The 25,665-nt window shown below is 40.6% G+C and carries 12 protein-coding genes; all 12 read left to right on the forward strand.

Annotated features, from left to right (window positions below):
* The first annotated feature begins 201 nt into the window (after positions 1–201).
* The 12 genes from AC57BQ_RS07025 (at position 202) to AC57BQ_RS07080 (ending at position 25,657) form a co-directional block, all read left to right on the forward strand.
* Positions 202–4,248: a hybrid sensor histidine kinase/response regulator transcription factor gene (locus AC57BQ_RS07025; protein ID WP_496405596.1), complete on the forward strand. Its 4,047-nt coding sequence runs from the start codon at positions 202–204 to the stop codon at positions 4,246–4,248.
* Between the two features lie 312 nt (positions 4,249–4,560).
* A complete protein-coding gene (locus tag AC57BQ_RS07030) occupies positions 4,561–4,812 on the forward strand; it encodes a hypothetical protein (protein ID WP_496405597.1) in 252 nt (83 codons plus the stop codon).
* Positions 4,813–4,846: 34 nt separating this feature from the next.
* On the forward strand, positions 4,847–8,050 hold the full coding sequence (locus AC57BQ_RS07035; RefSeq protein ID WP_496405598.1) for a SusC/RagA family TonB-linked outer membrane protein: 3,204 nt from the start codon (positions 4,847–4,849) through the stop codon (positions 8,048–8,050).
* Positions 8,051–8,072: 22 nt separating this feature from the next.
* Positions 8,073–9,644 carry a RagB/SusD family nutrient uptake outer membrane protein gene (locus AC57BQ_RS07040; protein WP_496405599.1) on the forward strand — a complete coding sequence of 524 codons (1,572 nt, stop codon included), beginning with the start codon at positions 8,073–8,075 and terminating at the stop codon, positions 9,642–9,644.
* A gap of 26 nt (positions 9,645–9,670) precedes the next feature.
* Positions 9,671–10,897, forward strand: a complete 1,227-nt coding sequence (locus tag AC57BQ_RS07045) for a glycan-binding surface protein (RefSeq protein ID WP_496405600.1) — start codon at positions 9,671–9,673, stop codon at positions 10,895–10,897.
* A 150-nt stretch (positions 10,898–11,047) separates the two neighbouring features.
* A complete protein-coding gene (locus tag AC57BQ_RS07050; protein ID WP_496405601.1) occupies positions 11,048–12,769 on the forward strand; it encodes an alpha-L-arabinofuranosidase family protein in 1,722 nt (573 codons plus the stop codon).
* Between the two features lie 201 nt (positions 12,770–12,970).
* Entirely contained in the window at positions 12,971–15,277 is a 2,307-nt protein-coding gene (locus AC57BQ_RS07055) for a GH92 family glycosyl hydrolase (RefSeq protein ID WP_496405602.1), read from the forward strand.
* A 223-nt stretch (positions 15,278–15,500) separates the two neighbouring features.
* Complete coding sequence (locus tag AC57BQ_RS07060) at positions 15,501–17,780, forward strand: tetratricopeptide repeat protein (protein WP_496405603.1); 2,280 nt, start codon at positions 15,501–15,503, stop codon at positions 17,778–17,780.
* A gap of 655 nt (positions 17,781–18,435) precedes the next feature.
* Positions 18,436–19,026 carry an RNA polymerase sigma-70 factor gene (locus AC57BQ_RS07065; protein ID WP_496405604.1) on the forward strand — a complete coding sequence of 197 codons (591 nt, stop codon included), beginning with the start codon at positions 18,436–18,438 and terminating at the stop codon, positions 19,024–19,026.
* Between the two features lie 160 nt (positions 19,027–19,186).
* The gene (locus tag AC57BQ_RS07070) at positions 19,187–20,410 is read left to right on the forward strand and encodes a FecR family protein (protein ID WP_496405605.1); all 1,224 of its coding nucleotides are present in this window, start codon (positions 19,187–19,189) and stop codon (positions 20,408–20,410) included.
* A gap of 278 nt (positions 20,411–20,688) precedes the next feature.
* A complete protein-coding gene (locus AC57BQ_RS07075) occupies positions 20,689–24,060 on the forward strand; it encodes a TonB-dependent receptor (protein ID WP_496405606.1) in 3,372 nt (1,123 codons plus the stop codon).
* A gap of 58 nt (positions 24,061–24,118) precedes the next feature.
* Complete coding sequence (locus AC57BQ_RS07080) at positions 24,119–25,657, forward strand: RagB/SusD family nutrient uptake outer membrane protein (RefSeq protein WP_496405607.1); 1,539 nt, start codon at positions 24,119–24,121, stop codon at positions 25,655–25,657.
* Positions 25,658–25,665: the final 8 nt, after the last annotated feature.

Genomic DNA, 25,665 nt, shown 5'->3' on the forward strand with positions numbered 1-25,665 from the left:
CGGAAGCCATATCTGAGAAATCTTCTATATATTACAAATAGACCATTTTCTATTTAATTGAATTTTTATGAATACCCCGATCTTCCGAAACTCATGAGGTATAAAATATCTTTATGTGTTCTTCTTATACTTTTTATAAGCCGTCATGTTTCCGCTCAAAGGGAACAATATCAATTTTCTCAGCTTAGTATTGCAAATGGGATGTCTCATAATCAGGTAACCTGTATTTATCGGGACAATAAAGGGTTTATGTGGTTTGGGACGCTATCTGGCCTAAACAGATACGATGGTTATAAATTCAAAATATTTAAGCATAATGATCATGATCCCGGGTCTTTGGATGATGATTTTATTGTGCGTGTTTTTGAAGGGCCATCTCATCAATTATGGGTACAAACACATAACGGGTTAAATATTTATGACCCCTTAACAGAGCACTTTGAACATAATGTATTAAAGAAACTATCATTTTTTTCAATACCTGATAGTCTGATCCGCACGATCAAAAAAGACCATTTGGGTAATTTTTGGTTTTTACCTACTAATCTTGGTGTTTATAAATTCAACGCTGTTACGAAAAAAGTAACACATTTTGTGCATAAGAGCGGTGATACAACTGCTCTTTATTCAAATGCCACTACAGATATAGCAGAAGATAGTTATGGTGACTTTTGGCTGGCACAAAGTGGTGGGGTACTGGAGAAATTAGATCACAAATCTGGTAAGATCACCCAAAGAGTTTATAATATCAGCAAGTTAAATCCCTATGAAAAAGTTAATTTGAGATTATTTATTGATAAACAGAACGATTTATGGGCGTTTGATACTAGTAATCCGGTGGGCGTATATTATATCTCTCCCTCAAAAAATGAATTTAAACATATCGATAAAAGCTCTCCCTCCAATCCCCTTAATGCAGATCTTATTTCAGACATCATACAGGATGATAAAAACATGATATGGATAGCCACTGATCACGGTGGTATCGATATTTTAAATAAAAGTGATTTTAAAATACAATACCTGGTAAATCGGGAAGATGATAGTAAAAGTTTGGGGCAAAATAGTACCATATCTATTTACAAGGATAATAGCGGGATCATTTGGGTCGGGACGTACAAACAGGGGGTAAGTTATTATCATGATAACATTATCAAATTTCCATTATATAAACATCATTTAACAGACCCGCATGGTTTAGCTTATAACGATGTAAACAAGTTTGCTGAAGATGATAAGGGCAACTTATGGATAGGAACCAATGGAAAAGGCCTGATCTACTTTAACCGGCAGACCGGGATTTTTACCAGCTACTTACATGATGCTGCAAATACCAACAGTTTGGCCAATAATGTTATCGTTTGTTTATGGATGGATCATCAAAAAAAGTTATGGATTGGTACCTATTATGGCGGCCTGGATTGTTATGATGGTAAAACTTTTACGCATTATAGGCACAAGAGCAATGATGAATCCAGCTTATCTGACGATAGGGTATGGGAACTCATGGAAGACTCCTCCAATAATCTTTGGGTAGGTACTTTAGATGGGGGGCTGAACCTGTTAAACCGCGAAAAGAATATATTTTTACATTATAAAGCCGATCAGCCTAACTCAGTTTCCTCTAACTATATTTCTGGTTTAATTGAAGATGAACATCACGATATATGGATCGCTACTTCAATGGGTGTATCAGTAATGCTTCACCAATCGCATCGATTTATATATTATCATCATAGTGATAAGGATAAGAATAGCTTGATAAACGACAATGTAAATAACCTTACCGAAGATTCACGTCACTTAATCTGGCTGGCGACGCGCGAGGGGCTGAGCATATTCAATCCGGCAACTAAAAAATTCACCAACTTTAAAAAAGATGATGGTTTACCTGATAATACCATCCTGGATGTATTAGAAGATAATAACCATAATATGTGGATCAGCACCACGAATGGTTTATCAAATGTTATTGTAAAAAGTACAAATAATAATTTAACGTTCAGGTTTGTTAATTATGATGAAACGGACGGTTTACAGGGGCGGGCGTTTAACGAGAATGCATCGTTAAAAACCACAGCCGGTGAGTTGATCTTCGGTGGTCCCAATGGTTTTAATCTGTTTAAACCTTCAATTATTAAGTCCAATAAAACAATACCTGGTCTTGTATTGACCGATTTTCAGATTTTTAATAAAAGTTTAAGTCCAGGAGAATATCTTGGCGGACACGTTATTCTTTCCAAATCTATTACCGAAACTACAGATATCACACTTAAATATAATGAAAATGCATTTGCTATTGAATTTGCATCACTAAACTTTTTTAATCCTGGTAAAGTTAAGCTGAAATATAAGTTAGAAGGCTTTGATAAGGGCTGGATCACAAGTGACATCAAAATAAGAAAAGCTACTTATACCAATCTTGACCCTGGTGATTATGTTTTTAAAGTTAAAGCAGCGGGTGAAGACGATATATGGCGATCTGAGCCATTAACATTAAAAATAAAAATATTACCTCCTTTCTGGAAAACGGGGTGGGCCTATTTTATATATGCCTTGTCATTTATTGGTGCCCTGTTCTATATGAGGTATAGAGGAGTGAAAAAAATTGAGACGAAGTACGCTCTGGAACACGAACGCCAGGAGGCTCAGCGTATGCATGAACTGGATATGATGAAGATCAAGTTTTTTACCAATGTAAGTCATGAGTTCAGAACGCCGTTATCGCTTATTATAGCCCCGGTAGATAAAATGTTAAAGCATACAGCGGGGGCAGAACAACGGGAACAACTACAAATGGTGAACCGGAATGCCCGGCGCTTATTAAATATGGTCAACCAGTTGCTTGATTTCAGAAAGATGGAAGTACAGGAACTCAAACTGCACGCCAGGAGTGGTGATATCATTAGTTTCATTAAAGAAATGGCTTATTCCTTCTCGGATATTGCTGAAAAAAAGCATATCCGGTTTGTTTTTGATTCGGAAACTGAAAGTATGGTGATTAATTTTGATCAGGATAAAATAGAGCGGATCATATTTAACCTGCTCTCTAATGCGTTTAAATTTACACTAGAGGGTGGCCATGTGAGCGTTTTATTAACAAAAATTGAAAAAACACCCGAGGGGCAGTTCCTGGAAATAAAGGTTATGGATACCGGTATAGGCATTCCTTTGGATAAACAGGATAAGATTTTTGAACGCTTTTTTCAGAGTGAATTGCCCGGTTCTATGGTTAACCAGGGTAGTGGTATTGGCTTATCAATTACAAGGGAATTTGTAAAATTGCATCATGGTGAAATATCAGTGGAGAGCGAACCTGGCCAGGGTAGTTATTTTACCGTTTTGTTGCCGGCAAGTTTACCAGCTGAAGCAGATACTCAAACACTGTTTGCGCAATCCGATATAACTGAAACAATTAAGGTTGAAGATAAGGATGGGCAGCGACCAGAAGTTAACCGTACAGCCAAAAAGGTAACTGTTTTATTGGTTGAAGATAATGAAGACTTTCGCTTTTATCTAAAAGACAATCTAAATGATATCTTTCATATTATCGAGGCCAGTAATGGTAAAGAAGGGTGGCAAAAAACGCTGGCCCTGCACCCCAACTTGGTAGTGAGTGATATTACTATGCCTGAAATGAGTGGTATTGACCTTTGCCGCAAAATACGCAATGACAAACGTACATCGCACATTCCTGTGGTATTACTTACCGCGTTAACAGGCGAAGAACAGCAATTACAGGGACTTGAAACGGGCGCCAATGATTACCTAACTAAACCTTTTAATTTTGAGATACTGCTCTCCAAATTGAAAAATATACTGGCCATACAGGAGGATATGCGCAAAACCTATCAAAAGCAACTGGATGTTAAGCCAACAGCTGTAGTAGCTGAATCATTTGATGAGGCTTTTATTAAAAAGGTATTGCTGCTTATAGAGAAAAATATGGCTAATGGTGATTTTTCGGTAGAGGAGCTGAGCAGCGAGTTATGTGTAAGTCGAGTTACACTATATAAAAGAGCACTGGCTTTAACCGGGAAATCACCCGTTGAACTTATCCGGTCTATTCGTTTAAAACGTGCCGCGCAATTGTTGGAAAGCGGACATTTAACCATATCCCAAATATCATATAAAGTTGGGTTTAAAAGTCAGAAGTACTTTGTGCGTTCCTTTAAGGCTGAATTTAATTGCCTGCCTTCAGCCTATATCAACAATAAGAATAAACAGCATCTTAATGAAACCCATTAAAATGAGGATGAATAAAGCAATATTCATTTGAATTTCGGTTTTTTTAGGCCAATTTTGTTAACCACCTCCACCTGTATTTTTCGCTCTCATAGGGTTAAATCGCTTTTGTTTTGTATTAAATATCTGTAAATCAACTAATTAATTCGTGTTAACATTTGTGCCCCTATTTATAAACAATCGATTGCAGCGCTACCCGTAACTTCACCCTCATTAATGGACGAATAGTGAATTTTTTAATGCCGTCTGAAGGTATTAAAGCAGTAGCTCATCGGCTATAACCAATTTTAATATTATAACCTATTTAATTTGACTATGCTAAAACGTGTACTCCTTAGTACCTGTACAGTTTTTTTTGCCACTATTTTTACTCATGCGTATGCACAAAACATTTATAAAAAAGTGGCTGAGGGAATCATTGTTAACCTGCAGTGGAAATCAACGCAGGATGCCCCCCTGCTCCAATTGAAGGTGACTTCTGATAAAATCATCCGGATTACAGCCACTCCTGAAAATTCTTTTTCTACCGTTAAAACTAAAGCGCTAACCACTAATCCAATTTTATGAACCAATTATTTACTAACCTAAATTCATTTTAAACATGAGAAAAAAATCAAAAAGAGGAACAACGGCCCGTTGCTGGCTCTTTGTTATTACGTTGTTTTTTTCTTTTACCAGTTTTGCACAAACCCACCGTATTGTCGGTAAAATAACCAGTGCTGATGATTCACAGCCATTGCCGGGTGCAACAGTGAAAATTAAAGGAACAGCAGTTGTTGCAAATTCAAATGCAAGCGGCATGTATGGTATAGATGCCAAAACCGGCGATGTGCTTGTTTTTTCGTTTACGGGTTTCAAACCGAGTGAGGTTACTGTTACCGCTGCTAATACTATAAATATATCGCTCACCAACTCGACCAATGCACTAAACGAGGTCGTTGTAATTGGCTATGGTACCGCAAGGCGCAAGGATTTAACTGGGGCTATCGCTTCGATCTCATCTGCCGATATCGAAAAAACGGTATCTACCACGTTTGATCAAGCTTTGCAGGGGAGGGTAGCGGGAGTTAGTGTTATTCAAAACTCAGGCCAGCCAGGTGCGGGTGTATCAATCCAGGTACGCGGTTTGGGCTCCATCAATGCCGGTGTCGATCCCTTATATGTTATTGACGGGGTGATCATTCCGCCGGGGCAGCCCTCATCCACAGGAGGCGTTTATATGGGTAACAGCGGTACCCGCAATAATCCACTATCCACTATTAACCCCAATGATATCGCATCAATTGACGTTTTAAAAGATGCGTCGGCTATTGCAATTTATGGCTCACAGGGCAGCAATGGGGTTGTAATCATTACCACCAAAAGAGGTAAAGCGGGAGCCCCTAAAATAAGTTTCGATAATTATTATGGCGTTCAGCAGGTGCCAAAATATTTGCCGATGATGAATTTACAGCAATATGCTACATTTTTAAATGCCAGGGCAGCCGTTACAGGTGCTACACCCAATCCAGACTTTGTAAATCCCCAGTACTTAGGTACGGGTACAGACTGGCAAAGGGCTATATTTAAAAACGCGGGTATGTACAATGCCAATCTATCTGTGAGCGGTGGTGATGACCGGACAACTTATTACATTGGCGGCAGTTATTTAACCCAGGATGGTACCGTTTTAAGTTCCAACTTTAAAAGAACTGCGCTTAAGGTTAATCTGGATAATAAAACCAACAACTGGTTAAAAATAGGAACCAGTTTAACATTTTCAGGTATTAAAGAAAACGTCAATGCCAGCGTTTATGATCTGATCAATGCCACGCTTAATCTTCCGCCAAATGTGGCCCCGGTTAATCCCGACGGCAGTATAGGGGCCATTTCGACTCCGGGTCAAACGGTAGCCAATACTTATAACCCTAATCCGATAGCCGCAGCTGCTATTAATACCAACAAGGTACAACGTTCGCAGGCTTACGGTAATTTTTATGGTGACATTATTTTTACCAAAGACCTGAAATTACACAACGAAGCAACCGGTAATTTTGATTATGGCAATGTTAACCAGTTTTATCCAACGTTTACCATCAACGGAATATTAAACCCTGTTAATAGCGCCGCAGTTACGGCAACTAATAACAAAAGCTTCACCATACGTAATTATTTTAGTTATGATCATTACGCGGCCAGTTACAGTATTAACGCAACCGCCGGACATGAAGCAAGTTCAGGTACTTATACCTATTTAAGCGGTGGCCGTACCGGTTTTTTTGCCAACAACCCACAGGACCTGAGCTTGGGTAATGCAGCGACAGCATCAAACTCCGGGGGATCAAACAACTATTCCAACGAGTCGTACCTGGCGAGGGTAACCGCGGGCTATTTGTATAAATATAACCTTACTGCCACTTACCGTAAAGATGGAAACTCCAATTTTGCAGATGGGAAACGATGGGTGGGTACCTATGCTTTTGGCGGATCATGGAATGCCGAAAAGGAAAACTTTTTGAAAGGAGTTAAAGCCATTGATCAGCTCAAACTCAGGCTTAGTTACGGACTCACCAATAATGCCAACTTACCGGCTTATACCTATGGTTCATCCATTGCTACGGGTACTGTGGGCCTGGGGCAGGGTGCTTTAGTGTTAAATATAGCTAACCCAAATGTGCAGTGGGAAACCTCTAAAAGTTTAGATGCCGGGCTTGATATCAGCTTCCTGAAAAACCGTATACAACTAACTGCCGACGTTTATAATCGCAAAACCAATAACCTGTTGCTTCAAATCCCATTGCCGGGCTATGCCGGTACAAATGGAGCAGGCAGTTTAAGCGCGCCATGGGGTAATATAGGATCTATCCAGAATAAAGGATTTGAGTTTACCTTAAATACACGGAATATACAAAACAACGCATTTTCATGGAATACAACCCTGACCTTTTCTTTAAACAGGAATAAAATATTATCACTCAATAACGCCAACGGTGCATTGTATGGTAAAATCAATAACGCAAGTGTTATAGTCAGCAGAACCGCTGTAGGTAGTTCCATTGGTGATTTTTATGGTTATGTAGCCCAGGGTGTTTTTAAAAATGCTGCTGATTTAAAATCATCGGCTTTGCCCGCGGGTTCAATTATTGATTATACGCAGGGGATCTGGGTTGGTGACACCAAGTATAAAGATTTAAACAAAGACGGTGTAATTGATGCCAATGATATGACCAATCTGGGCTCGCCGTTACCCAAATTTACTTACGGTATCAATAACTCATTCAGCTTTAAAGGGTTTGATATGACTATATTTTTTACTGGCAGTTACGGTAACAAAATATTAAACTACAATAAGGTTTTGCACGAAGATCCTAATAGCGGTACAACCGGTTATTTCTCCAGTTTGACCAATTATGCTCAGGTTGCTTTAATTGACCCTACGGGGTCAAAAACAGATGTAAATAATGTATCTGTCACCAATCCAGGCACATCGGTACCAGGATTCAGGGTATCTGGTGATCCTGACCAGAATTATCGTATTTCTTCGCGTTTTATTGAGGATGGCTCTTACCTGCGCCTTAAAAACTTAGCAATAGGTTACAATTTGCCAACAAGCATAGTGGCTAAGCTGCATGTGCATTCATTAAGAGTGTACAGTAATATCCAAAACCTGTTTACCATAAGCAAATATACCGGATACGACCCCGAAATAGGTACTAACGTTCCAAATCAGTCAGGTCAAGGTACCAATGCATTAACATCAGGTATTGATTGGGGCAGATACCCAACCCCGCGTATTTATACATTCGGATTTAATGTGGGCCTCTAATCATCATTTAAAAAGAAAAAACATGAAACACGTTAATAAAATACTGGTCTTTTCTTTACTTGCAGTGTTTAGTCTAAATGGCTGCAAAAAAGACTTTCTGAATAAAGGGATCCCAACAGATAAGCTGGTTGCTAATACTTACTATCAAACCAATGCTGAACTCAGAGCTGCCACAGCCGGTTTGTATACCAAGCCCTGGTTCGACTTTAATTATCCGTTTATAGTATATGTTGGAGATATTATGTCGGGGAATACGGTTAGTAATCCTTACAACACCAATGCTTCACAGTTTTCAAACTTTACCATCGCCAATGGTTATGGTGGGTTAAGCTATGGTTGGTCGTCGTTATACAATGTGGTTGCACAATCCAATACAACCATAAATAATGTTACCAATTTTAGTCCGGCATCACTAGGATCGGCCAGGACTGCAGCGATTGGCGAAGCCCGGTTTATGCGTGCCATAGCTTATTTTTACCTGGTACAATTATGGGGGCCGGTGCCTATTGTGGAAAGTAGCGATAAGCTGGTAACTAATCCCTTATTGCACCGTAATATTCAGAGTGATATTTATAAATTTATTATCAATGACCTCCACTATGCGGCGTCAAACCTTCCTGCAACCGATGATCCGGGCCGGGTTACCAAATGGTCGGCCAAAGGCTTATTAGCCAAAGTTTTTTTAACAAAGGCAGGAATTACCGGCACGCGTGTTCAGGCAGATCTGGACAGCGCCAAATACTACGCTGCTGATGTGATCAATAATAGCGGTCTTTCGCTTTTTCCTGATTATTACAATGCATTTTTAACTCTCAATAAAAACAATTCCGAAATGCTGTTTGGCTTGCAATTTACCGTAGCAGCGGGCGCCGATTGGACAACTAACGATTTCAGGCAAACAGCTATTGAAGGTGACCCGAACATTGATGGTGTGGGCGGCGGGGGATGGGATGGCCTGCGGATAAGCAAAGATATGTTTGATGATTACGATTTAGCTGATAAACGTCGCAAAGCTACTTTCATGCTAAACGGAGATATTTACCCGGAGCTGATAACCACCCAAAACCCTAATGGCTATAGCATGACCGATGCGACCGGGGCCTATATCAAGAAGTATGTTATTGGAGGCCCGCTGGCCAACCGGGGAGATAATATAACCCTCATGCATGGTGATTTGCCCAATTATTTGTTGAGGCTGGCTGATGTGTACCTGGTGTACATTGAAGCCGCTTTGGGTACCAGCGCAAGCACAAGTGATGCTACGGCCCTAAACTACTTTAATTTGATACGAACAAGGGCCGGTTTGGCCTCCGCAACTTCGTTAACCTTTGATGATGTATTTAAAGAGCGGAGAATTGAATTGGCATTAGAATATCAGTTTTGGTTTGATCTGAAAAGACTGCATGATTATAACCCGGCAAAGGCCGATGCTTTTATAAAAGCGCAGCACCGCAATGCATTTACCTATACAGCGGGTACAGCCACTGAACCGGCAATTACCCAGGTTACACCCGCATATTATACTCTGCCTTATCCGGCAGTGGAGGTTACTGCTGATCCGTTATTAACCCAGGCCCCTGTACCTTATTATTAGACAGGCAGAAAAACTAAAAACGGTATATGAAACAATTTAAAGTTTTTGAGATGAAAAAGATCTTACTAAATATAACAAACATTATAATGATGCTGGTTTTAGCCGGTACCGTGTTTATGTGGTCATCTTGTAAAAAGGATAGCACCACCAAAGGTTCAGGTAACCCTGTTATTACAGGGCTGAGGGCCTACAAAGCGTCTTCGGGTGATAGTGTGTTGACCAAAGCTAATCCCGGCGATTACGTGGTTTTGCAGGGTAGTCATTTAACCGGCATAACGGCAGTATATTTTGATGGGACTAAGGCAGCCATTAATACCGCTTTAGGTTCTGATGTCAATTTTCCGGTAGTCATACCCGCCACTATACCATTTGCTACGGTTACTAACGACCAGCTTAATACCATAGTGGTAACCACGGCTACCGGTACGGTAACCTATAAGTTTCCGATCACCGCGCCATCACCTCATATTACCTCTATCTCTAACGAAATGCCTAATGAGGACGATGTAATTACCCTCAATGGAACAGGTTTATTTGCGATAACCGGCATTACTTTCCCCGGAAACATAGCCGCTACTACTTTTGCCGGTAATGCCGCCGGGTCATCAGCAACGGTCACTGTTCCGGCAGGTGTTACTGCTTTGGGGCCGGTAGTGGTGGTTACCAAATACGGTACATCAACATCGGTTACTGATGCTGTATTGAATGATAACGCTGATGTGTTTTTAAACTTTGATGATAAGAACGGTTTTACACCGTGGAGTGCACTGCCGGTTGTAGTGTCTTCTGTTTCCAGCCCGGCCATAAAAGCAAGCAGAAATAAGTTTTTATATTGGAATGCCCAGGGTATTACCGCCGGAACTTATTATGTTGGCGACCTGGCAACGCCAACGGACGGAAGTCAGTTAGCTTATCCCTCAACCATCAGCAGCAGTGAACCTGCAGCCAACCTGGCTGTTAAATTTGAGGTTAATGTGCCCCTTGGCATGAGCTCGGGTGAAATAGACTTTGAGGTTAATTATAGCCATATTTATGCCTGGAGTCCATGGTTGATCAATGGCTCAACCCGGGTTACATTCACTACAACGGGCTGGCAAACCATATCAATTCCATTAAGCTCGTTCCCCGGTATTTCGACATATGGCGATATTAAAGGGCAGCCTATACAGCTGTTTTATATTAATAATGGCAGCGGTATTACCCAAAATGTAAACATGGGATTTGACGATTTCCGCATTGTAAAAATTAAATAAAAGAATGTTTTAGTTGATGATGCCCGCGACCGCCGAGCGTGGAAGCGGGTATTTTTTACTCAAGATATTCCCTTTGTAAATCTTGATAAGAAGGGCGAAGTCCCTTTTTGGATGATTAAAATTTAATCATAAAATAAATTTATGCTATTGATGTCTTCTATTAAATACTACTCTTTTTGTTTGCTTGCCTTAATGGCTTGCAAGAATAATAGTAAAACCGACGTAACACCTGTTAAAACGGATACAAGTACCGTAAAAATAAGCCCTCAAACAGATCCGGCAATTGCTAAATCCGCAGGTTTTTTTTTAGACGATTGGGAATCTAAAACGTTTACAGCCCCCACCTATACCAATGTAGCTCAGCCTGGTGCTGCTGCTACGGTAACGGTAAATGTGGACTATAGTGCTGTTATTACCAAGGTGCCTAAGTATCTTTTTGGTAATAATACCAACCCTTACATGACCCAGATCGTAACGGAACCCGTTTTAATGAATAATATCAAAGCCTTGTCTCCAAATATTCTTCGTTTTCCGGGTGGTAACATAAGCAGTGTTTTCTTCTGGGATGGAAAAATACCGGCTGATGTACCGGCTAACTTATATGATTCGAACGGGAATAATGTTGCCGCTACCTATTGGTTAGGTAATAATACAGCTGGTTGGACACTGTCTTTAGATAATTATTACAGCGTTCTGCAGCAAACAAACAGTACAGGTATCATTACGGTCAATTATAGTTATGCGCGATATAGTACAAGTGCCCATCCCGATCAGGTTGCTGCGCACCTGGCAGCCAACTGGGTACGTTATGATAAAGGGCGTACCAAATACTGGGAAATTGGCAACGAAAGTAACGGACCTTGGCAAGCTGGATGGAAAATTGATGTTTCTCAGAATAAAGATGGTCAGCCGCAGGTCATCACCGGAGCTTTATATGGGCAGCATTTCAAGGTATTTGCTGACTCAATGCGCAAAGCAGCGGCTGATGTAGGTGCTCAGATCAAGATCGGAGCCCAACTGGTGCAAACCGACCCCGTTAATGCATGGAACGCTGTTGATAAAACATGGAATTCGGGTTTGTTTGCTTCTGCTGGTGATTATGCCGATTTCTATATCGTGCATGATTATTTTACCGGATCTGACAATGAAACCGCGGCAACCATCCTGAATACACCAGCAACCGAATCAAAAGCCATTATGGATTGGATGAAGACCACCACCACACAAGGAGGAGTGTCTTTAAAACCAATTGCACTTACCGAATGGAATTTGTTTGCCACTGGCTCCAAACAAATGGTATCCAATATTGCTGGTATACATGCCACCATGGTTTTAGGCGAATTGTTGAAAAATCAGTTTGGTATGGCCAGCAGATGGGATCTGGCAAACGGATGGGCCAATGGCGATGATCAGGGTATGTTTAGCCAGGGTGACGAGCCCGATGGTATCAATAAGTGGACACCGAGGCCCTCATTTTATTACATGTATTATTTCCAGAAATATTTTGGTGACAGAATGGTTAGCTCGTCGGTTCAAAATAGCGCGGATATACTGAGCTATGCGTCATCCTTCGGTTCGGGTGAAGCAGGAGTGGTTATTGTAAATAAAGGAGTCTCAACGCAAACGGTAAATGTTAATATAAAAAACTTTGCAGCAGGTAGCCGGTTCTATTATTATACGTTTACCGGCGGGAGTGATAATGGGGAATTTTCGCGAAAAGTGTATATTAACAATAACGGACCAGATGGAGCTGCCGGCGGGCCATCAAATTATTCAAAGCTCGTAGCTAATTCATCAATCTTGCAAAACGGCATTAAAATTTCGGCACCACCTAGGTCGGTTGTGTTTATTGTTGCCGATGGTAAAAAATAACGGAGATCAAAATGCACAGAACAACCCTGTAAATACAGGCACAGATCGGGATTGAATGTTACTGCCAGATTGAATTTATATCTGATACCTGTTAGGGAAATTATTTAATACAAAATCTAAAAAAAGCCTGTCATCATATTTTGTGGCAGGCTTTTTTTAAATATCGTTATTTTAGCCATTGTGAATAACTGTACATTCACAATGACTAGCACTTATCTGAAAATGAACGCCTCCTCCAAAATAACAAACCGGCTTGCTTGTATTGCCCTGCTGGCATTTCCATGGCCGGTTTTTGCCCAGAATTTGGTTAAATATGTACAACCAATGGCGGGTACGGCTACTGCTACTACGGCCTCGGCATTGAAGCATGGCCAGGCGGCCGATACACGGTTTGCCAATACTATTCCTGCGGTTACTTCTCCCTTTGGGATGACACAATGGACACCCGAAACCCAAGCTGGTGAAAATAAGTGCATACCACCGTATTATTACAAAGACAGCGTGTTTTACGGCCTGCGAGGTTCGCATTGGCTAAGTGGGTCATGCACACAGGATTATGGCAGTTTTACCATTATGCCCATTACGGGTGTACTAAAAACAACTAATTACGGTTTAACATTCAAACATGCCGATGAACTATCCTCACCTTACCTTTACAATATCAACCTTAACCAATTGAAAGCGGCGGTAACTGCTACGGAGCGCTGTGGTACGATGCAGTTTACGATGGAAAAGGCCGATAGCCTTTATTTATTGATCAAAGCTAACAGTGATTATCATGAAGGCTTTGTAAAAGTGGATAAACAAACCGGCGAAATATCAGGCTATAACCCAGTACATCGTATTTACCAGGGCTGGGGGAAAAGCGCAGGTTTCAGCGGTTTCTTTGTGATCAGGTTTGAACGAGATTTGGATAAAACCGGCACCTTTTCGGGTGATAAGATATTTACTGCAGACAGCATCAAAAATAATGCAGGTGCCGGTATTTACGCTGGGTTCAAGCTAAGTAAGGGCGAAAAGTTGATTATCAGAATAGGTACTTCGTTTACTAGTTTAGATGGTGCCCGCAAGAACTTACAGGCAGAGATGCCCGGGTTTGACTTTGATAAGGTTGTGACAAACAGCAAATCAACATGGGAAAAGACTTTGGGGCAGATCAGTATTTCAACTAGCAGCGAACAGGATAAGCGTATATTTTATACAGCCTTCTATCATGCTATGCAGCAGCCGCGTCTTTTTAATGATGTTGATGGGAGGTACCCGCGTTTTGCCGGTGATTACCAGACTGAACATTTAGCAAGCGGTAATTATTACGATGATTTTTCGATGTGGGATATTTACCGGGCTCAACTGCCCTTGTTTGAGATCCTGAACCCTCCTTTGATCAATAACCTGGCAAAATCATTGATCCTGAAAGGTAAACAAGGCGGGTGGATGCCTATCTTCCCGTGCTGGAATAGCTATACATCTGAAATGATCGGCGATCATACAACTTCTGTGATTAGTTCGGCATATTTAAAGGGGATCACTGATTTTGATGCTAACGAAGCGTACCAGATTTTAAGGCATAATGCTTTTGATATGCCCGTTAACCGGGCCGACTATGTAGAAGGCAAAGGCCGCAGAGCACTGGATAGCTATTTGAAATATCAATACATCCCGGTAGAGGATAGTGTATTGGATGCCTTCCATAAAAGGGAACAGGTAAGCCGTACGTTGGAATATGCCTATGATGATTACGCACTCGCACAATTTGCTAAAGCGTTAAAAAAATCTACTGATTATACTATACTTAGCAAACGGGCAAAATATTATGCCAGTGTATTTGATCCCTCAACGGGATTTGTTCGTGGCAAACATGCTAATGGCGCCTGGGTATCCCCCTTTAATCCGGATAAAAAAGAAAGCTATATCACAGAGGGAACAGCACGTCAATACACATTTTATGTACCACAGGATGTACCCGGTCTTGCAAAATTAATGGGTGGTACCAATAAGCTTGAACGATCATTGGATAGTCTGTTTGAAAAAGGCGAGTACTGGCATGGTAACGAGCCCGGGCACCAGATTCCCTTTATGTACAATTATTCTCCGTCGCCATGGAAAACACAGGCAGCTGTGCGGAAAATATTGGCCACAGAATATAGTGACGGCCCCGGCGGCTTAGGGGGGAATGATGATGCGGGACAAATGTCAGCCTGGTACATGTTCGCCTCTATGGGCTTTTATCCGGTAAATCCCGTGTCGGGTGAATATCTATTATGTTCGCCGTTGTTTGACAAAGTGGTAATCAATTTAGCAAATGGTAAATCATTTGAAATAGCTTGTCACAAAACAAGTAAACACTCGCAATACATTTATGCCGTAAAGCTGAACGGTAAATTCATGCCACAAAACTTTATCAGTTATCGCAATATCATGGCCGGCGGTAGGTTGGAAATCTATCTTCAGGATAAACCGAATACGAAATGGGCCTCCAGCGCACAATACCAACCAGCAGGAATGTAAGCAATTATGGGCCAGATTATTATTTATGTCGGTTTAAGAAACTTGAGTTTGTGAATGCGTTGGATTGTAAATTTCATATAATCAGATTTTTATAAAATGTGTAGATATATTGTAGACGCCAGGCTGTAGATGAGTAGACGTTTTGTAGAATCCTCAAATTAGGTATCCTGTGCTGGTTGTCTGCAATTTTGTTGTTACACTTAGTATTCAATAAAAAAATCATATGCAGCAACAACAAAGCATGGTAGATATTGAGCATTTACAATCAATTTATAACGAAGGCAATTTCCAGGAATGCCTTGAAGCTGTAAACCTTTTCCTGCTTTTTAATCCTCAAAATTTGGATGGCCTTTTACTTAAAGCAAAGTGCGCGTATCAGTTATCTTATAATAACGAAAACGCGGATGAGCTGTTAGCTACTGCCATTAACAGTTTTGAAGAACTGCTGAAACTGACGCCTGATCATGAGGAGGCCATGTTGTATTTAGCTTATATCAACATTTTCATAAAGGGCACAAATTTACCAGGATCTATAATGTACTGCGATCAGTTAATGGCATCAATCCATCTTGATACCAGGATTAAGGCTATTACTTATCGGCAGGAAGCCCATTATCAAACGGGCGACATAGATAGCGCTTTGAAGGACTTGGATCTGTTAATAAAACTAAACAAGGCACACATTGTTGAAAACCGTAGTTTGGCAGATCATGAGCAGGGCTTGTTATATGCTAAAAAAGCAAACCTTTATCTGTACCATAAAAATGACCCTGCTAAGGCCCTGGAAACCTTTAAAGAAGGATTAGTACATCGATATAAGGATGTGAACATTTATTGCCTGATCTCTAATCTTGCGCTTGACCACCAGGAATATGAATTGGGTGGAGAGGTAGCCCATATAGCTTTGTTTTCGGGCAGTGCCGATGCTGATATTGATGAAAATTTAATAACGTTGTATTACAGGTTGAATGAGTTGACCAGGCGAGGTGTCGTCAATCAACCCATCATATACGCTATGTTTATCGCGCTCAAAATATATCCGGAGCGCCTGGAATGTGATACAGTTGAAATGTTGAATTTTGCACAGCATTATATCAAGATATATCCCGATTGGCTTATTCCTTATCACTATGCCGGTGCCACATTGTATGAGGCTAAAAGCTACGATGAGGCTTTTCCATACCTACAAAAGAGTGTGGAATTGGGCGGCTTGGCACTTGGTTTACAACGCTTCATTGAAGTATCATACCGGATAAAAGGCCAACTGCCAACAATAGAAAAATGGCCTAAAGACTCACCTGTGATGTACTATAATGCAGGGGTAAGCTTTTTCTATGAATCTGAAAGTAGTATCAGCAATGCGGTTATTGCCCGGGAGCTGCTGCAGATAAGGGCAAATTTTTATAAAATTGCTTATGATGGCTTTTATGATTACTTCTATAATGATAAAGGCGACGGCGCTGCCAATGAGCCACATATTTTTGCCATGTGCTGCAACAATTATGGTATAGCTTTAAGTGAGCTGGGAGAATATGAAAGCGCGATTGAAGTACATAAATTGGGCTATTCTTTATCACCTTTCTGGGAACAGTTGTCCAGTTTGGGAACCGCGTTGTTGGCTCTTCAAAGATATGAAGAAATCATTGAGGTGGTGGAACAGTTAGGCGCTTACAGCAGTGAGTATTTAGGATTTGAAGATTATATCGATCTAAAGGGTAAGCAACTGACAGCCGTCTATGAGTTGGGTCGAAAGGATGAGGCCCGGGAACTTTTAACCACGATAGAAGAGGAGTATAACAGCTTTATTAATACTTACGGGAGCGAACTGGACGAGCAGGAGTTGTTTATATTAAGTCAAAGGTACATTGTGGTTCAAAATATACGCCAGGACTTGTTAGATGGAGAAAGCCTGGAAGATGCCACCCAGACCTGGAAGGAGCAGCTGAATAAAAACCCCGACGACAACTCATCATGGTATATGTTGATGCAAAATTATTATCAACTGGAGGAGTATAAGCAATGCATAGCGTGTGCCAATAATTATCAGTCGGTAAAGGGTGACGCGATCACGGTTGATTCTATTCAAAAGGTATATTTTATGCGAGGCATGTCATACCTCAACCTGGAAGATTATAACAGCGCCAAAGAAAATTTAAATATCTTGCTCGGTACCTGCCAGCCAGGAAATGAAAATGAGGAAGGCATCATCTGTGATACCAATATGAGCCTGGCGCAGTGCAGTTATGCTTTGAAACAGTGGGACGAATGTATAGATTTTTCATTGGCAGCGATAGCTTGTTATGATAGAAATGGGTGGAAGTGGGATGAAACATGGATAAAAGCTGCACTACAATATGCAGATGCGTGTAAAGCAACCGGTGAAGCTGATGCAGCTATGGAGACCGTAAATAATATTTTGAAAGTGGCACCCGAAAATGAGGAAGCATTGAAAAGAAAACAGGAATGGAAATCGGGTGGGCTGTTCTCTTTCTTTAAAAGATGATTAAAAAATAAACCAACCATTTTTTAATTAGTTATCATTTTACCACAAATATTTTAACTCCTAAAACATGGCATTACCTTTTGCCAGTGTTGTCCCCTGGCCACAATTGATTATAGCTATCTAAGCGCTATGCCGGACTATATTGGATTAGATAAATGATCGGACTAGTATCGCCAGACGCTAAGGAAGTGAGATTTTATTTAATTGTAGTTTATACAAGTTATGTTATCCATATCTGTTATAACCATACATCACGCCATTAAAGTTAAAACAATATCAGGCGACAGCATTTGATCGCCTTTACCTTTAATCTTTACTCTTTCGCAAATCGTGAAAAGTATGGATGAGATAATTAATTATAGTTATTTGTATGTAATTTGTTGTTTATAAATAATTTATGTGTTAATAGGAAAATTAATTCTCTGTGTTTATTTCGTCGAACGCAGCTGCCCGGCCATGTGAATTAAATAATGTGTTTACGGTATATATTTTGTGGATAAGGAATATTTTCGGCATGAAAAAAAAGACAATAAAAATTTAATTGTATATTTAACAATTAACTAAGCTGGATTGTAATCAGAAATTGCCAAATTTGTTACAGACCTTCGATGAACCAATTAATATAAACAACGCCTCTAATAAGCGACTAACACTAATGAAAGGGTATCCCGAACTTTCAGATGAAGAACTTACGGGTTTAATCCAAAGTGATGAACTCGTAGCTTTTAAAGAAATATATAACCGGTATTGGTATAAACTGTATGTTTTTACTAATAAAAGGCTCAGATGCAGGGAGGCTTCAGAAGAAATAGTACAGAACTTTTTTACTAAATTTTGGCAAAACAGAAGTACTATCAGGATTAACGAATCCTTAAAAGCCTATCTATTTTCATCTATAAGTTATTTGATCATCAATCACCTCAAGAAGGAAGCCCATAAAAACCAGTATTTGCAATTGTCCTATATTGCTGTTGCAGAGCAGCTTGATACTTCAACGGAGGATATGGTGCATTTAAATGATCTGCAAGGCATTATTAATAAAGAGCTGGAGAAGCTTCCTACACGTTGTCGTTCTGTATTTGAGCTTAGTCGTATCGGGAATAAGTCCAATAAGGAAATTGCCCGTCTCTTAAATATATCCGAAAAAACTGTGGAGAACCACATTACCAATGCCATCCGTTGCCTCCGTATTAATTTGAAGAGCTCGCTGCTGCTGGCCATTCTGGTACTCAGAAATCATATATAAGCGCTGTTCGCGGCTCTCATGCTGTCGGTTACAATACCATGTCGTATGGGTTCATTTTTGTCAGGAAATTTTTTTCAGATTTATTTAGGGGGTACGGCTACTTTAATTGACTTCACTTAATAATAAACCAAGAGTAAGCCATTTTTAATAATCCTTTTTAATGGAAAAAAACATTTCAGTTGAAGTGATTGAAAGATACCTGTCTGGAAATTGCACGCCTGATGAGATCAGGGAGGTATATCAATGGTTCAGGTCATTTGATAATACACCTGAAAGCCTTGTTGCACTTCGGGATGATGAGAAAGATCTTGTTAAGGAGAAACTATTTGCGCAAATTTTAAACGAAATCAACGATAGTAATAATACAGTACCATTGAATATTGATGCTGTAAACAGACAGAGGCCTGTCTTAAATATTGATGGGACGCAACAAAGTGGTGTGGATAAAACTTTTAGGTTATGGCCTAAAATTGCTGTGGCAGCCTCCGTTGCACTGATTATAGGTTTTTCGCTTTATTCCATGTTCTCCAGTCGTCATAAAGTTGTATCTGAAATAGCCAAGTTACAACTACATGATATTCCGCCCGGAGGTAATAATGCCATATTGACGCTAGCTGATGGCTCTAAAATTATTTTGAATAACGCGAAAAAAGGTTTGTTAACCAGGCAAGGCAATGTTAAGGTGTCTAAAACCACAGAAGGATTGCTGGTTTATAAGGTTAATAGAGATGGTGCTACTTCTGGTAATGACCAATTCAATATCATCAGCACACCCAAGGGCGGACAGTATCAGGTGATTTTACCTGATGGAACCAAAGTGTGGCTGAATGCATTATCTTATTTGAAGTTCCCAGCCAGTTTTAGCGGTAGAACAAGACAGGTGGAAATTAGTGGGGAGGTCTATTTTGAGGTCGCCAGGAACCCTGCGAAGCCATTTATTGTAAAATCAACACGGGCTGAAATTACCGTTTTAGGTACGCATTTTAATGTAAATGATTATCCGGATGAAGCGTTCTCCAAAACAACGCTGTTGGAGGGTTCGGTAAAAATAAAAGGTAAACAAGCAGTTGGCACTTTAAAGCCCGGCGACCAGGCCCTGTTAAACGAAAGCGATGAAATGAACATTGCCGCAGATGTGAATATAGAGGAAGCAGTGGCCTGGAAAAACGGAATTTTTGAATTTAATAGAGCCGATATCACATCAATCATGCGGCAGGCTGCCAGGTGGTATGATATTAACATTATTTACGCTGGCCCACCCACCCATATCTTGTATAGAGGGAGGATATCCCGAAATGTAAACCTTTCTGAAATGCTTACGATGATCAAGTATATGGGAGTAAATTATACGCTTGATGGGAAAAACCTGATCATAAAAGATTAAGGTGTAATTACGTGTAAGATGAGCAGGCAGAACCAATTAAAACCAATATAATAAAATTATAACCAACTAATTTTTAACCTAAAATGATGAGCTAATGAAAGAAGAAATACAAATTTAACTCTGCCCTTAAAAGGCACCCCACTTTATAATACCCAGATCCATTGATCTTAGATTTTATAAAAAAGCCGAAAAGTGTTCGAACCACTTCCCGGCAGTATTTGGGTGCCTAAAACCAATTGACGAATTGACATTATTACTTACCCAAACATTGTAAAAATATGAAATTAAATCATAAGGTAATGCCCACGGCATGGCCTGATTGTACCTCAATAATATTAACCATGAAACTCACTGCTATTTTCCTGATCGCAGCATTTATACAAGTGAGTGCCAAGAGCTTTAGCCAGCAGGTGACCATACGTCAAAAAAACATTTCGATAGAAAAGGTTTTGAAGCTCATTGAAGATCAAAGTAGTTACCATTTTCTTTTCAAAATAAATGATCTGTCATCTTCACGCCATGTAAGTCTGGAACTAACTAATGCTTCCGTTGAACAGGTACTTGACCAATGTTTTAAAAACACACCGTTTACTTATAAAATCATTAACCGTACTATTTTGGTGAAAAAGGCGATTGACCTGACTGACCCGGGGGCCAACAATAGCCTGGTGTTACAAAAGATACAGGGTATTGTCACCGATGAAAAAGGGATCCCGCTCCCTGGAGTAACAATCAAGGTTAAAGGCACCACAACCGGTACCGTTACTGATGTTAACGGTAAATTCCTACTGGATATTCCCGATGCAAACAATACGTTGATCATCAGTTTTGTAGGTTTCACTTCGCAGGAGGTTTCCACTCGTGGCCAGGATATATTAACTATTCATTTAAGGGAGGCGCCAAAGGATCTGAGCGAAGTAGTAGTGGTGGGGTATGGCACAGAAAAAAAGGTAAATCTTACAGGGGCTGTTAATACCGTTAATATGGAAGACCTTGGGTCAAGACCTTTAACCAGTTCAAGTGCGGCACTACAAGGGCAGGTTCCCGGCGTTTATGCATTGCAGGCATCAGGTAAAGCCGGTGGAGATGGCGCCACTATTAATATAAGAGGTGTCGGAACACTAAATAACAGCGACCCTTTAGTACTTATTGACGGATTGCCCGGAAGTATGGATGATGTCAATCCGGCCGATATACAATCGTTCTCCGTGCTGAAAGATGCGGCTTCTTCAGCTATATATGGCAGCAGGGCGGCAAATGGGGTTATTATTGTTACTACCAAACGGGGTAGTAATAAAAAAGTGAAATTATCATACGATACTTATTGGGGTGTTCAAGACCCTACGGCGCTGCCTAAAACCATGAACTCGGTACAATATGCTACATTGTATAATGAAGCAGCCATTAACACCGGCCAACAGGCAAAATACTCTGCTTCAGATATAGCGAAATATGCGAATGGTTCAGATATTTTATATCCCAACACCAACTATTTAAAGGTTTTTTATAATAAAGCCAATATGCAGAACCACCATTTGAATCTTTCCGGGGGAACTGACAATCTTAATTACGCCTTTATGCTCGGATACCTTGATCAGGATGGCATTCTGGTAGGTAATACCTATAATCGTTATACTTTTCGGTCAAATTTAGATGCCTACTTTTTAAAGGATAACAGGCTTAAGCTATCCGCCAATATATTTGGTAGCAGGGGAACCACACAAACATCCAGTAATGAATGGCAAGCTAAATGGTATGCCAATAATGCACCTATATGGCCGTTAAAAAATGCCGCCGGCGAATATGTAGCCGTAAATGGTGAAAATAATTATTACGGGGAAATCATGACGGGGAGTTTGAGTACTAACCTTAAATCCCAGATCAATACCATATTTGGTGCTAACTATAGATTACTAAATGGTTTGACGGCCGAGCTTTCATACGGGTATAGCTGGACACAGAATCATGGTAAATCTTTTAACCCCAATTTTACTACAGCTAAATTGGGTGGTGGTTACAACGTAAACGTAGCTAATCTTACAGATCAGAATGCGCAGGATTCGCAAACCCAGCTTACCGCCTTGCTTCGCTATGTGAAAAATTTTAAGAAACATAATATAAATCTTTTAGCAGGTTACTCCCAGGAGGAGTTTGATTCTAATTGGGTAAGTGCTTACCGGAGCGGTTTTGTTAACAACACGCAGCAGGAAATTGCTTTAGGAGATGCTTCAACCCAAACTAATAACAGCAGTGCCAGCGCACTGGGTTTAGAATCATATTTCGGCAGATTAGGGTATTCCTACGCCGACAAGTATTTATTTGAGGCTAATGTGCGCCGTGATGGCTCATCACGTTTTGCCAAAGGTAAGCAGTGGGGTGCATTTCCTTCGTTTTCGGCTGGTTGGCGGCTAGGGCAGGAGGATTTTATGAAAGGTGTTTCATGGGTCAGTAATCTTAAAATCCGAGGTTCATGGGGTAAACTGGGTAACCAGAACATCAATTCCCGGTATGCTGCCAGTCAGGTACTCTCATCCGGACAAAACTATTCCTTAGGGGGAACATTAGCCCCAGGCGTAGCGGTGACTTCCCTGGCCAATGTAAACACTACCTGGGAAACCACCACACAAACCAACATTGGTATTGATGCATCGCTTTTTCACAACTTCACTATAACAGCCGATTATTTCTGGAAATACACCGATAACATACTATTGCAGGTTCCTATTCCCATAACTATGGGAGCCTACGCTCCACCTTATCAAAACGTTGGAAAAGTAAAGAATCAGGGTATAGAGTTTATGGCTTCATATAAAAAGGTTTTTGATAACCATATGAAGCTGAATGTTACCATGAACATATCGCACATTACTAATAAGGTTACCGATTTATACGGTACAAGTCCAATCATCAATGGCGTAAAAGCACTGGTTGAAGGAAGCGCGGTTAATGCCTTTTATGGTTACAAAGTAGCGGGTTTGTACCAGATATCTGATTTTACATGGCAAAATAATAGTGATCCGGGTATAACTCCTTCAAGCAGGCAATATGTTTTAAAGCCGGGTGTTGTGTCGGTTGATAATTATTCGGCATTACCCGGAGATTTGAAGTTTGCCGACCTTAATGGCGATGGTAAAGTAACGATGGATAAAGATCGTACGGTTATTGGCAAGCAATTTCCGGATATAGCGTATTCGGCACAAGTGAACCTGGCCTGGAAAGGTTTTGATTTTACATTATTCCTTCAGGGTGTCCAGGGTATTAACGGATACCAAAGTCTCGAAATTTTTGAAGAATTCTCAGGGTTTAGTAATACTGGGATTTGGTGGCTGAACAGATGGACACCAGATCATACAAACACCAACATCCCACGGCTAACATTGGATGATGCCAGAAGAACCATAGCATCGTCCTATTATATGGAAAACGCGTCTTATCTGCGTGTTAAAAGCATTGAATTAGGTTATACGCTGCCTGCAAAGCTATTGCAACGAATGAAAATAGGCAATTTCAGGATTTATGGAAATGTGCAGAATGCATTTACGTTCACCAAGTTTAAAGGTTACGATCCTGAGCAGCCCGTAGGTGAAACCAGGGCCGAAGCTTACCCCCAAACCCGCATTTTTACTATAGGTGGCAACGTGAATTTCTAAACTAATTGTGTGTTAAAATGGATAATTCAATAGGATTATCATCCATAAAAAAAAGATTATGAAAATTAAGAATATCATAGGCGCAGTCCTCATCTTGATGATGATGTCGGCGTGTAAAAAAAATATATTAGACAAAACGCCATTAGACCAGTTTGATACCCAAACTTTCTTTACCGGACCTACACAGGCAAAATTGGCTTTAATGGGTATTTATTCTGCCTATAACGATAACTGGTATCAGTACGATTTCATGTCTGACAATAATTATTGTCAGGATAGCTGGCAGGGTTCGCTTGACTTTAGTGCATGGCAACAAAATTCCAGCAGTTGGCGGGCAACCAATAAATGGACAATAGCTTACCAAACTATTGCGCGCGCCAATACTTTTCTGGAAAACATTGGCACAGTAACCATGGATGCGTCATTGAAAAATGCAATGAGAGGGGAGGCCCGTATGCTTCGGGGAGTGATGTATGCCGATCTGGTTCACTTTTATGGCGATGTACCTTTAGTACTTAAAACGCTTCCTTTATCAGAAGCTGCAGTATCTCGGACTGCCAAGCAAACCGTATTGGATTCGGCCCTGGCTGATTTTAATTATGCAGCCTCGGTGCTTCCCAATAGCTATGCATCAACTGATGTAGGCCGGGCTACCAAAGGGGCTGCACTATCTTTTAAAACCCGGGCGCTATTGTACAATAAAAATTGGGCCGAGGCGGCTGCTGCTGCCAAGCAAGTGATGGATTTAGGGGTGTATTCCCTTTTTCCTGATTACGGAGGATTGTTTACGGAAGCTAATGAAAACAACAGCGAGGTGATATTTGATATACAATACCTGGAAAACAGCCGTGCACAACCCTGGCCAAGCTTTACCCTTTCATTTGTTGTGTGGCCAACACCTGGAGTTACTGCCGATATTATTGACACTTATTATACACAATCGGGGCTTCCCATAAGTTCTGCCGCATCAGGCTATAACAGTCAACAACCATTTGTAAGCAGGGATCCGCGACTGGCTGCTACATTTGTTTTGCCGGGCTCACAGTTCGGGTCGGTTATTTATATTCCGGCAAGTGATGGACAATTGACCGGTGCGCGACCAAGAAAATATGCCAACATAGGCACCGACCCTTATAATGCTGGTCTTAATTTTATATTGATGCGCTATGCTGATATTTTGTTGATGCGTGCAGAGGCCTTGATTGAAAGTGGCAGCACTTCTCAGGAAGTTTATGACTTGATAGATCAGGTAAGGCAACGGACTTCGGTAAACATGCCTAAAGTTGAAATTATTGAAGGAACGGGTTTATCGCAGGCTCAGTTAAGAGCTGTAGTAAGACATGAGCGAAGGGTTGAGTTTGCTATGGAAGCCACACGGTATTCTGACATGCGGCGTTGGGAAGATGTAAGCACTGTGCATGATGTTTACGGATATGTCATTTCAAAACTGTCAAATCCTGCTTCAGCTGCCACCTGGCAGTTTGAGCGCGAAAAGAAAACCACTCGTGTTTTTGATACCTCAAAAGGATGGCTATGGCCAATACCCCAGGTTGAACTACAGAATAATAAAAATCTGACACAAAACCCAGGCTATTAATCAGTAAT

The organism is Mucilaginibacter sp. BGA-UO-ETr-C110, from assembly GCF_059567985.1.

Coding starts and splice junctions, on each gene's coding strand:
- AC57BQ_RS07070 (WP_496405605.1), top strand. CDS start 19,187: ATGGAAAAAAACATTTCAGTTGAAGTGATTGAAAGATACCTGTCTGGA.
- AC57BQ_RS07045 (WP_496405600.1), top strand. CDS start 9,671: ATGAAACAATTTAAAGTTTTTGAGATGAAAAAGATCTTACTAAATATA.
- AC57BQ_RS07055 (WP_496405602.1), top strand. CDS start 12,971: ATGACTAGCACTTATCTGAAAATGAACGCCTCCTCCAAAATAACAAAC.
- AC57BQ_RS07040 (WP_496405599.1), top strand. CDS start 8,073: ATGAAACACGTTAATAAAATACTGGTCTTTTCTTTACTTGCAGTGTTT.
- AC57BQ_RS07060 (WP_496405603.1), top strand. CDS start 15,501: ATGCAGCAACAACAAAGCATGGTAGATATTGAGCATTTACAATCAATT.
- AC57BQ_RS07080 (WP_496405607.1), top strand. CDS start 24,119: ATGAAAATTAAGAATATCATAGGCGCAGTCCTCATCTTGATGATGATG.
- AC57BQ_RS07065 (WP_496405604.1), top strand. CDS start 18,436: ATGAAAGGGTATCCCGAACTTTCAGATGAAGAACTTACGGGTTTAATC.
- AC57BQ_RS07025 (WP_496405596.1), top strand. CDS start 202: ATGTCTCATAATCAGGTAACCTGTATTTATCGGGACAATAAAGGGTTT.
- AC57BQ_RS07035 (WP_496405598.1), top strand. CDS start 4,847: ATGAGAAAAAAATCAAAAAGAGGAACAACGGCCCGTTGCTGGCTCTTT.
- AC57BQ_RS07075 (WP_496405606.1), top strand. CDS start 20,689: ATGAAATTAAATCATAAGGTAATGCCCACGGCATGGCCTGATTGTACC.
- AC57BQ_RS07050 (WP_496405601.1), top strand. CDS start 11,048: ATGTCTTCTATTAAATACTACTCTTTTTGTTTGCTTGCCTTAATGGCT.
- AC57BQ_RS07030 (WP_496405597.1), top strand. CDS start 4,561: ATGCTAAAACGTGTACTCCTTAGTACCTGTACAGTTTTTTTTGCCACT.